Source organism: Streptomyces vilmorinianum (assembly GCF_005517195.1).
Taxonomy (GTDB): Bacteria; Actinomycetota; Actinomycetes; order Streptomycetales; family Streptomycetaceae; genus Streptomyces; species Streptomyces vilmorinianum.
In genome coordinates, this window is sequence record NZ_CP040244.1 from 864,574 (window position 1) to 876,729 (window position 12,156).

Genomic DNA, 12,156 nt, shown 5'->3' on the forward strand with positions numbered 1-12,156 from the left:
GCTGAGGGCTACGGCTCTTTTTGTCCTAGTCTTCTTCTCCTGCATGCTCACGACCGAGACGGCGATGGCCACCGGGGCCACGCTCTCGCCGCTGCGCATGCCCGAACTCTCCCTCTCCGGCCTGTGGAAATGGGCCAACGAGAACCCGCTCGACACCCCCGACCAGCAGGGCGGCACCGCCCGCGGCAAGGGGCACCACGCCTCGTCCGACGCCACCAGCGAAGAGGGTGACGCGGGCCGCAAGCCCGGCAAGGGCAAGGGTGAACTCGACCCGTACAAGCGGCACACCGACAAGCCCGAGCGGGCCAGGACCGGCGCCGCTCCCGGCGACGCCAAGAGCTTCGACGCCCGCACCAGCAAGCGCGACGCGAAGAAGTCCACGGCCACCTCGGACTACTACGTCAACGCCGACGGGTCCACCACCGTCCGCCACTACAGCGGCCGGACCAACTTCAAGGCCGCCGACGGCACCTGGACGCCGATCGACAGCCGGCTGACCGAGGACAAGGACGGCCGGCTCCAGCAGCGCGCCAACTCGCTCGACGTCGAGTTCGCGCCGCACGCCGCCGACCGGCAGCTCGCCTCCGTCGACTTCGGCGCGGGCCGCTCCCTCGCGTACGCGCTGCGCGGCGCCACCAAGGCCGAGCCCACCGTGGCGGCCGACGGCACCGTGACGTACGCGGGTGTCCTGCCCGACACCGATCTGCGCCTCGTGCCGATCGCGGACGGCTTCAAGGAGCACCTCGTCCTGAAGTCCCCGACCGCCGGGAACTCCTGGACCTTCCCCCTCGAGGTCAAGGGACTGACGCCGCGGATCGCGTCCGACGGCGACGTGGAGTTCACCGACGCCGACGGCAAGGTGACCGCCACCATCCCGCACGCGTACATGGAGGACTCCAAGGTCGACCCGCGCTCCGGCGACGCCGCCCAGTCCCGGGCCGTGAGCTACGAGCTCATCAGCCTGGACGGCAAGCCGGCCCTGCGGATGACCGCGGACCGCGCCTGGCTGGACGCCCCCGAGCGGGTCTACCCGGTGACCGTCGACCCGACGGTGACCGCGTCCAACTCCACGTACACGCAGAACACCATCTCCGGTGACCACTCCACGGAGACCCAGATCAAGGTCGGCTCGTACGACTCCGGCACCAACAAGGCGAACTCCTTCCTGCAGTTCTCCTCGCTGGGCACCACGCTCGCGGGGCAGCGGGTCACCGCCGCCACCCTGAACGTGTACGCGCTGTGGTCCTCGACCTGCACCGCCCAGTCGTTCTCGGTCCACCCGGTGACGCAGTCCTGGACCCCGTCCGGTGTCACCAGCTACCCCGGACCGACGTACGGCTCGTCCATGGGCTCGGCCACCCCCGCGCCCGGCGCGTCCTGCTCGAACACCTCGGGCTCGGCGAGCGTCGGCGTGAAGATGCCGGTCTCGCTGTCGACCACCTGGTTCAACCAGGTCGCCGGCGGCGCCGCCAACTACGGTCTCGCGCTCACCGCGCCGACCGGTGACGCGCTGCACTGGAAGAAGTTCCACTCCGACAACTCGGCGACCACCGGCTGGCGTCCGGCCCTGGAGCTGACCTACACGGCCAACACCGCGCCGCAGGTCAACGCCCAGTACCCGCCGGAGAGCTTCCAGGCCAACACCCTGCAGCCGGAGCTGCTCGTCCAGGCGAGCGACGCCGACAAGGGGCCGAACCCGCTGTCGTACACCTTCGAGGTCTACGACGCCGACACCGGCAGCACCACGCCCGTGGCCACCTCCGGCACGCTCACCAAGGGCATCTGGAAGATCCCCGCGGGCAAGCTCAAGTGGAGCAAGAACTACGACTGGTACGTGGCCGTCAGCGACGGCACCACGGAGATCGTCGAGTCCAGCCGCTTCACCACCGCGGTACCGCAGCCGCCGGTCACCTCGGGCCTGGCGCAGAACACCGACGGCCACGAGTTCGACCCCTCGGACGGCAACTACACCACCGAGGACACCGACGCCGACGTCTCGGTGATCGGCCCGTCCCTGGAGATCGACCGCTCCTACAACAGCCTCGACCCGCGGGTGGACAGCGCCTTCGGCGCCGGCTGGTCGACGGTCGTCGACATGAAGGCGGCCGAGGTCAAGGACTCCGCGGGCGTGATCACCAGCGTGATCATCACCTACCCGGGCGGTGAGCAGGTCGCCTTCGGCCGCAACAGCGACGGCACCTACGTGCCCCCGCTGGGCCGTTACGCGCGCCTGGAGGCGGTGACGACCCCGGCCGTCGGCTTCAAGCTGACGGACAAGGACTTCACCGCGTACTCCTTCACGCAGGCCACCGCCAAGGCCGGGGTCTACGCGATATCCAGCATCAAGGACTACGCCGGCCGCACCGAGACGTTCGCGTACGACACGAACAAGCGGCTGACGAAGATAACCAACGAGGTGTCCAAGCGGTCGCTGACCCTCGCCTGGTTCCAGCCGGCCGGAGCCACCGCCTGGCACGTCCAGACGGTCGCCACCGACCCGTCCACCGTCGGCGACGCCAACACCGCCCAGACCTGGCAGTACGGCTACACGGCCGACCAGCTGACCAAGGTCTGCCCGCCGGCGGACTGGACCAAGTGCACGACGTACTCGTACGCCACCGGTAACCACTACCGCACGACGGTCCTCGACGCCGACCCGTTCGCCTACTGGCGGCTCGGCGAGACGTCCGGCACCGTCGCCGCCGACACGGTCGACACCAACCAGGGCCAGTACAACGGCACGTACCGCAACGTGACCCTGGGCAGCACGTCCGTGCTCGCCGGTTCCACCCAGAAGACGGCCACCTTCAACGGCACCACCTCGTACGTCGAGATGCCCAGCGCCCCCGGCGCCACGCCCTCGTACACGACGGTGTCGCTGTGGTTCAAGACGACCACGGCCGGCGGTGTCCTCTTCTACTACGGCGACAAGCCGCTCAGCGACCCCAACCCGGTCGCCAACACCACGAAGAACACCCCCGCGGTCTATGTCGGCATGGACGGCAAGCTGCGTGGCTGCCTGGCCATGTCGCCCGGCTGCATGACGACGATCACCTCCACGGCCACCGTCACCGACGGCCAGTGGCACAACGCCGTCCTCACGGGTATGGCCACCAGCCAGACCCTGTACCTCGACGGTGTCTCGCAGGGCTCCCTCAGCGGCACCATCAACGACTGGGTGCAGCCCTACATCACCCTCGGCGCCGGTGTGAACACCGACGGCTGGCCGTCGATGAACCCGAACGACCAGCTCGGGCACTACACCGGCCAGATGGCCGAGGTCGCCATCTACGCCGAGCCGCTTCCCGCCTCGGTGATCTCCACGCAGTACCAGGCCGCGAAGCGGTCCGCCGGTCTGCTGCAGACGATCACCACCCCGGGCCTCAAGACCCAGGCCTCGGTCGTCTACGGCACGACCGACGACCGGGTCCTGCAGGCCACGGACGGCAACGGCGGCACCTGGAAGCTCAACCCGGCCACCATCACCGGCTCCTCGCAGGTGTACCGCTCCGCGGTCATGGGCTCCGCCCCGGCCGGCTACTGGCGCCTGGACGACACCCAGGGCGCGGCGCAGGCCGCGAACGAGATCCACACCGGGTTCGGCACGTACAACAACGTGACGCAGGGTGTGGAGGGGCCGTTCGGCGCGGGTGACGTCACGGCGGCCCAGTTCGACGGCACGAGCTCCTATGTGGAGATGCCGTACGGCGTCTGGCACAACAAGCCCGACCGTTCCGTCGAGCTGTGGTTCAAGACGGCCAACGCGGGTGTGCTCGTCTCCGACCAGCAGAAGGCCATCGACGACCCCGCCGGGGTCACCGGCAGCTGGAACCCGCTGCTGTACGTCGGCGCCGACGGCAAGCTGCGCGGCCACTGGTGGAGCGTCTCCGGCTCCGGCACCGCGGACTTCGGCTCCACGTCCGTGGTCACCGACGACAAGTGGCACCACGCGGTGCTCTCCGCCGCCGGTACCAGCCAGACGCTGTATCTCGACGGCGTCAAGCAGGCCACCTTCAGCGGTGCGGCCAAGGACCAGTCCAACGTTCGCACCTACGTCGGCGCCGGCTTCGCGAAGGGCTGGTTCAGCGCTCCCGCCGACATCAGCTACTTCACCGGCTCCATCGCCGACGTCGCGGTCCACTCCAAGGGCCTGACCGCGGCCGAGGTAGACAAGCGCTGGTCCGCGTACAAGGCGTCCTCGGGTGTCGCCCCGGTGCGGACGGTCAAGCTGACCACCCCGACCGACAAGACGCTGACCTACGTGTACGACGCGGAGATGGGCAACCGTCTGCTGGCCGCGATCGACTCCGAGGGCAAGCGGACGACGTACGGCTATGACACGGGTGGCTTCCTGCACACCGTGACGGACGCCAACGGCAACCGCTCCATCACCGGTCACGACGTCCGGGGCAACGCGGTCTCCCAGACCACGTGCCAGGACACCGCGGCCAACAAGTGCTCCACGGAGTACATGACGTACTTCCCGGACGCGACCACGGCGTTCCCGCCGATGGACCTGCGCAACGACCTGGTGCTCACCGAGCGCGACGGCCGTTCCTCGGGTCCGACGGACAACACCTATCTGACCAGCTACAGCTACGACACGGCCGGTCAGCTCCTGTCGGTGACGACCCCGCCGGTGCCCGGGCACCCGAACGGCAGGACCGCGTCGACGACCTACACCACCGCCGACACGGTGGCGATGGAGGGCGGCACGGCGCGCGCGCCGATCGGTCTGGTGGCGCAGGTCGTCACGGCCGGTGGCAAGAAGACGTCGTACACGTACTACGCCAACGGTGACCTCGCGCAGATCACCGACGCCAACGGCGGCAAGGTGACGTACACCTACGACAACCTCGGCCGGCAGCTGTCCAGGACCGAGGTGAACGACGCCAACCCGGCGGGCATCACCACGTCGCAGACGTACGACAAGAACGACCAGGTCATCACCGAGACCGCGCCCAAGGTCACCAACCGGGTCACGGGTGCGGTGCACCAGGCCCGGACGACCACGGGCTTCGACGCGGACGGGAACATCCTGTCGCAGACCGTGGCGGACCTGACCGGTGGTGACACGGCGCGTACGACGTCGATGACGTACGACGCGCACAACCAGCTGGCGACCAGGACGGACCCGGGCGGCGACACCACGTCGTTCGAGTACGACGCCTACGGCAACAAGACGAAGGAGACGGACCCCGCGGGGAACGTCAACGTCTACACCTTCGACGCCGAGAACCGTCCGCTCACCACCAGCCTGCTGAACTACACGGGCGACCCGAACAACCCCTCGGCTCCGACCACCCTGGTCCAGGAGTCGCGGGCGTACGACCCCGCCGGCCGTCTCGCGTCGATCACCGACGCGATGGGCTGGGTGACGGCGTACACCTACACCGACGACGGCCTGTCGGCGAGCGTGGTCCGCAAGGACCCGCAGACCGGCACGTTCTTCACGGAGCAGGCGAACACCTACGACGCGGCCGGGAACCTGATCGAGCAGATCACCAACGACGGCCAGACGCGCACCACCTTCACGGTGGACGCGGCCGACCGCACGACCAGCTCGGTCCTGGACCCGAACGGTCTCGCCCGGACGTCGAAGGTCTCCTACGACCCGGACGACAACGTGGTGTCCGAGACGGAGACCGACCCGGCGACGGGTGACGTCTCCCTGACCGACACCCGGTACGACAACCTGGGCAACGTCACGGGAACCACCGTCCACGACGGCACGACGGCGCCGGTGGCGCGCTGGAAGCTGGACGAGACGACGGGCTACTCCGTCGGCGACTCCTCCGGCGCGAACAACACCGCCACGCACGGCACCGGTATGCACTGGAACACCGACCGGGGCGGCAGCGCCGTCTTCGACGGTGACGCCAACTCCTACGCTCAGGTTCCGGGTTCGGTCATCAACACCGCCGGCAGCTTCACGGTCTCGACGTGGGCCAAGCTGACCGACACCACGGTCAACCACACCGTGCTGTCGCAGGACGGTTCGGCGACGTGGGGCTTCGCGCTCTACTATTCGACCGCCAACGGCTGGACCTTCGGCCGCTCGGCGAAGGATGTCTCGGGCGGCACCCTGGAACGGGCGTACTCGGGTACGGCGGCGGCGCCCGCCAACACCTGGACGCATCTGACCGGTGTGTACGACGCGCAGGCGGCCAAGATCCGTCTGTACGTCAACGGCACGCTGTCGCAGGAGGCGGCGGCCATCAGCCCGTGGGACGCGACCGGTCCGATGCAGATCGGCCGTCACAAGTCGGGCGCGGCCTACAGCGGGTACTACAAGGGCGGTCTCGACGACGTCCAGGTCTACGCGGAGGCGCTGACCGCGTCCCAGGTGTCCGCGGTGAAGGGCGGGACGCTTCCGGCCGCCGGCAGCTCCGTCCGTTCCACCACCTGGAAGCTGGACCAGCGGGGTCTGCCGCTGTCGATGACGGATGCCAACGGCAACGTCACCGACTACGGCTACGACGAGGCCGGCCAGCAGACGTCCGTCACGGAGTCGGCCGTGAACGCGGAGCAGAACGGCGGGACCCCGGTCTCCGTTCGCCCTGTGTCCCTGACCGGCTTCAACACCTTCGGTGAGGCGACGGAGTCGTCCGACCCGTTGGGCAATGTGACGGTGACGGCGTACGACGCCGAGGGCCAGGAGTCCTCGATGACCTCGCCGAACTACACCGCGCCGGGCGCGTCGACGCCGATCCAGGGCACGACCTGGAACGAGTACAACAAGCTCGGTCAGGTCACGGCGGAGGTCGACGCGTTCGGCAACCGCACCACGTACACGTACACGCAGCTCGGCGACCTGGCCTCGGTCACGGAGCCCGGCGGCGGTACGACGACGTACACCTACTCCACCAACGGCGACCAGCTGTCGGCGACCCGGCCCAACGGAGCCCGTGAGGAGACCACCTGGGACTACCTGGGGCGCCCGGTCACCAGCACGGACATCGTGCGCCAGCCGACGCAGCGGGCGTTCACGGCGATCAACGAGTACAACGCTCCGGGCGGCGAGCTGTCCCGGACCGTGTCCCCGACCGGGGTCACGGAGTCGTACAAGTACAACTCCGTGGGCGAGGTCGTCGAGGCCACGGACGGCGCCGGCAACGTCTCGACGTTCACGTACGACATGGACGGCCAGCTCCTCACGGCCAAGGAGGCTGACGGCACCAGCACGAAGAACACGTACGACGGGTTCGGACTGCTGAAGTCGATCACCGACCTGGACGAGACGGGCGCGGTGCTGCGCACGACGAGCACGACGTACGACCGTGCGGGCAACCCGGTGTCGATGACGGACGCCAGGGGGCACACGCAGACGTACGCGTGGGACGCGACGGGTCTGATCACCCAAGTGGTCGAGCCGGTCTCCGCGACCGAGTCGATCACCACGACGTACGGCTATGACGCGGCGGGCAACCGGACGCGGTTCACCGACGGACGGGGCAACGCGTTCCTGACGACGTACAACTCGTGGGGGCTGCCGGAGTCGGTGATCGAACCGTCGACGCCGACGCATCCGAACCTCGCGGACCGGACGTTCACCTCGGTCTACGACCTCGGCGCACGCGTGAAGGAGCTGCGTTCCCCGGGCGGCGTCGTCGTCACGCAAGAGTACGACGTGAAGAACCGTCTGATCCGTCAGACGGGCACGGGTGCGGAGGCTGTCACGGTCGACCACACCTATGACTACGACGCCGACGACCGGCTCACGGGCGTCGCGGGCGAGGGAGACACCAAGAACACTTTCTCCTACGACGACCGCGGTCTGCTCCTGACCGCGTCAGGTCCCTCGGGTGCCTCGTCCTTCGCCTACAACGGCGACGGGGCGATGACCACGCGGACCGACGTGTCGGGCACGTCGAATTACGGCTACGACACGGCCGGCCGGCTGAAGACGGTCAACGACGGGGCCACCGGCACCGCGATGACCTACGACTATGACGTCAACAACAACATCAAGTCGATCGACTACGGCGCGGGCAAGTCGAAGCGTGCCTTCGGCTACGACAAGCTGCAGCGGCTGACCAGTGACAAGCTGACCTCGCCGACCGGCGCGGTGCTGTCCTCGATCACCTACGGGTGGGACGAGAACGGCAACGAGACGTCGAAGACGACCACGGGTCTCGTGGGATCTTCGACGAACACGTACACCTACGACTGGGCCAACCGCCTGTCGTCCTGGAACAACGGGACGACGACGGAGGTCTACGGCTACGACAAGTCCGGCAACCGGACGCGCGTGGGTGGTGACACGTACACGTACGACGCCCGCAACCGGCTCACGTCGGACGGGCACAGCACGTACGCGTACACCGCCCGCGGCACGATGAGCCAGGTCACGGACGAAGGCGGCATCTCCACCGCCGTCAAGGCGGACGCCTTCAACCGGGTCATCAGCGAGGGCGACCGTACGTACACGTACGACGGCCTGGACCGCGTCCTGCACGCCAAGGACGAGACCGGTTCCCCGATCCACTCGTTCCGGTACAGCGGTGCCGGAAACGACGTGGCCTCGGACGGTGTGACGTCCTACAGCCGCAACGCGGACGGCTCCCTGGTCGGAGTGAAGACGGTGGGGTCGGCCGTACTGGCTCTCACCGATCTGCACGACGACGTGGTGGCGCAGTTCACCGCGGCGGGCGCGGCGCTGACCGGTTCGACGACGTACTCGCCGTTCGGCAAGGTCGTGCAGAGCTCCGGAATGCTCGGTGCTCTCGGCTACCAGTCGGGCTGGACCGACCCGCAGACGGCCAAGGTCAACATGGCGTCACGCTGGTACTCGCCGCAGACCGGCCAGTTCAACAGCCGCGACACGCTGGGTCTCGACCCGGCCTCGGCGTCGATCAACGCCAACCGGTACGCCTACGCGAACGGCAACCCGATGACGGGTGTCGACCCGACGGGCCACTGGTTCGAGTGGGCGAAGAAGGCCGTCAAGAAGGTCACCAAGAAGGTCAAGAAGACCGTCAAGTCGGCCTGGAAGAAGACGAAGAAGGCGGTCAAGAAGGTCGCCAAGGTCGTCAAGCGGGCGGCGAAGAAGGTCAAGAGGGCCGTCAAGAAGGCGGTGAGGAAGGCTGCCAGGCACGTCCGCAAGGCCGTGCGGTATGTCTCCGACAGCGTCAAGAAGGTCAAGAGATACGTCAAACGCACCTATAAGCGGGTCAAGCGCTACGTCCACAAGGTCGTCAAGCACGTCAAGAAGACCGTGCGGAAGGTCGCCAAGGCGGTCAAACACGTAGCCAAGAAGGTGGTCAAGGCAGCCAAGAAGGTCGGCAGAGCCGTCAAGAAGGCGGCCAAGGCCACAGCCAACTTCGTCAAGCAACACGCCTCGACCATCGCCTCGGTGGCCACCGGCATCGTGGTCTTCGCGGGCTGCACGGCCATCACGGCCGGTGTCGGTGCCCTCGGTTGCGCGGCCCTCGCGGGCGCGGCGGCCAACGGTGTCGGCTACATGATGAGCGACGGGCCGAAGTCGATCGGTGGCTTCCTCGGCGCGGTCGCGATCGGCGCGGTGACCGGTGTGGTCGGTGGCGCGGTCGGCGGTCTCGCCGCGGGCGCGGCGGGTCGACTGCTCTCGGGCACGGCGGGCCGGATTCTCTCGGGTGCGGCCAGCGGCGCGGCGGAAGGCGCGGCGACCGGCGCGGTCGAGTACGGCACCTCGTGCGTCAACAGCGAGGAGGGTTGCAGCGTCGCCGGCGCGGCGAAGGCCACGGCGGTCGGCGCGGTGATGGGCGGCGTCTTCGGCGCGGCGGGCAGCGCTCGTGGCCCGAAGTCGAAGGCGGGTCCGGAGGCGGACGCGCAGCCGACGCCTCAGCGTCCGACGGGCTGCCGTACCCCGCACAGCTTCACCGGTGCGACGGCTGTTCTGCTGGCCGACGGCACGACGAAGCCGATCTCGAAGGTCAAGGCCGGGGACTATGTCCTGACGGCCGAGCCTGGAAAGAAGACGAAGGAGAAGCACCGCGTCAAGGCGGTGATCGTCACCAAGACCGACCGCGACTACGTCGATGTCGTCGTCGCCACGAAGGCCGGTCCGAAGACGATCCAGACCACCAAGCACCATCAGTTCTACGAGGCCACCCGGAACGCCTGGACCCAGGCGGGCGACCTCAAGGTGGGCCACAAGGTCCAGAACGGTGACGGTGCGCCGACAGCGATCGTCGAGGTGAAGTCGTACACGGCGCAGCGCGTCACGTACGACCTGAGCGTCGAGGACCTGCACACGTACCACGTGCTGGCCGGCAACATGCCGGTGCTCGTGCACAACAAGAACGACCCGATTGCGTGCTCGATCAACGGTGGCAACGAGATCTACGGCATTCCGCGTGGATCGTCGGGCGGCCGGGGTGCGGGCGACGGGATCCCCGCGTCGATGCTCGGCGAGTACAACGTGGGCGTGAACGCGACACCTGGTTCGACCCCGCCGCTGTGTTCGTACTGCCGGGTGAACGAGGCCCAGGCGATCGACCACGTCGAGGCTCGCGTCAACGGTGGTGACCTGACTGACGCCAACACCACTCCGGCGTGTCGTCGGTGCAACAGCTCGAAGCGTGAGCGTGTCGCGCCGAAGACGCCCCCGCCGAACTACAAGGGCGACTGGCCGCCGCCTTGGTGGCCGGTGAACATGCAGAGGGGATGGGCGAGCACGTACGGATTGAGTCCGTACAAGGTCACATAGCGAGAGGCCCGGCACCCGATTCTCGTCGGGTGCCGGGCTGGCTATCCTTGGTTCGGATCCTCTGGAAAGTTCGGTGATGCATGCCCAAGAATTACATCGTTCATGACGACCCTGCGATCATTACCGATCGGCAGCGGATCGCCATGGCAGACCTCGCGCCATTTGGGTTCCCCGACCAGTGGGAGCAGATTTGGCTGGGGCATCGTGATGACGGACTTTTCGTCATGCAGTGCATTCCGTTCCGCATCTACGGAATCTCCCTGTTCGACATCGTGCGTCTGGACGACGACGACATGCTCGTAGAGGTCGTCTCCCGGAGCGGACACCGCACCATGCGCGCGCTGTTCGTGCCGGGGCTGGACCCCGCGTACCTCTCCTCGCTCACGGAGGGCATCAACTCCCTCGCTCAGCAGGAAGGGTTTGTGCTGGAGTGGAGCGGTGACCGACACGTGGCGATCAACATTCCGGCTGATCGGGATGCGGGCGCCATGGAGGCATTCATGAAGGAACGGCGTGCTGCCGAGTCGCTGTTCTGGGAGTGGAGCGACATCAAGCCATTCTTGGTCGGCTGACCAGCCGGTGAAGAATGTGGGTGCTCGGCACCATAATTGAGTGAAAGGCCCCTCCGCTCCGGAGGGGCCTTTTGCGTGAGCGGGCTCTTCTGAGGGGGACTTGGGCGGGCCCCCGGGTGGTCGGGCGTCAGCCCGTCTTGGCCCAGTCGCCGCACCCGGACGTCTTGAAGTACCCGTCGGTCTTCGAGATCTTCACGATCGCCGTGCCCGACACGTTGTTGTTCGCCAGGATCGAGTCCGTGCTGTGGCTCGCGTCCTTCGAGCGCTCCCAGTAGCAGCCGTCGTCCGTGTTCCCCGTCGACTTGTACGTGCCCGGGGCGATGTCGAGGCCCACCTTGAACATGCCCCCGTCGCCCTTCGGGGCCGCCTTCGGGGTGCCGGTGGCCTTCGCGTCCACGGCCTCCCACTCCCCGCAGCCCTCGGACTTGAAGATCTTGTCCGTGGCCGCGATCTGGACGTAGCTCGTGCCCGTCACGTTGTCGTTGGCGAGGATCGAGTCCGTGTCGCCCGAGGAGTCCTTGGCGCGCTCCCAGTAGCAGCCCGCGTCCTTGTTGCCGGTCGAGCGGTAGAGGCCGGGCTTCACGTCCTTGCCCACCTCGAAGTCGCCGTCGCCGTCGATCGTGGCGGCCTTCTTCGTCTCCGGGGCCTTGTCGCCCTTGTCACCGCCCGTCGCCGGCTGCTCCTGCTTCGACGTGCTCTTCGGGGAGGTGGTGTCGCCGCCACCCTCGCACCCCGTCGCGCCGATCACGACGAGCGCGACGAGCGCGCCGGTGGTGGTGAGGGTCTTGTGGCGGGCGAACCAGTTGCGCTGCTGCTGAGACATGGCTGTGGCACCTTCCGGGCGCTGTGTGAACTCCGCTTGCGATGGGTCAATCACAGCAGAGCCTGTGAACC

General features: G+C 67.9%; 3 protein-coding genes. 2 read left to right on the forward strand and 1 reads right to left on the reverse strand.

Going from position 1 to position 12,156, the window contains the following annotated elements; genetic code table 11:
• Window positions 1–43: 43 nt before the first annotated feature.
• Window positions 44–10,690, forward strand: coding sequence for a LamG-like jellyroll fold domain-containing protein (locus FDM97_RS04215; protein ID WP_254705492.1), 10,647 nt, complete (start codon window positions 44–46; stop codon window positions 10,688–10,690).
• 80 nt (window positions 10,691–10,770) lie between these two features.
• Window positions 10,771–11,262, forward strand: a complete 492-nt coding sequence (locus FDM97_RS04220) for a DUF4265 domain-containing protein (RefSeq protein WP_137988923.1) — start codon at window positions 10,771–10,773, stop codon at window positions 11,260–11,262.
• Between the two features lie 127 nt (window positions 11,263–11,389).
• On the opposite strand, the gene FDM97_RS04225 is transcribed toward FDM97_RS04220, so the two are convergent.
• Entirely contained in the window at window positions 11,390–12,085 is a 696-nt protein-coding gene (locus tag FDM97_RS04225; RefSeq protein WP_137988924.1) for a tetratricopeptide repeat protein, read from the reverse strand.
• Between the last annotated feature and the right edge of the window lie 71 nt (window positions 12,086–12,156).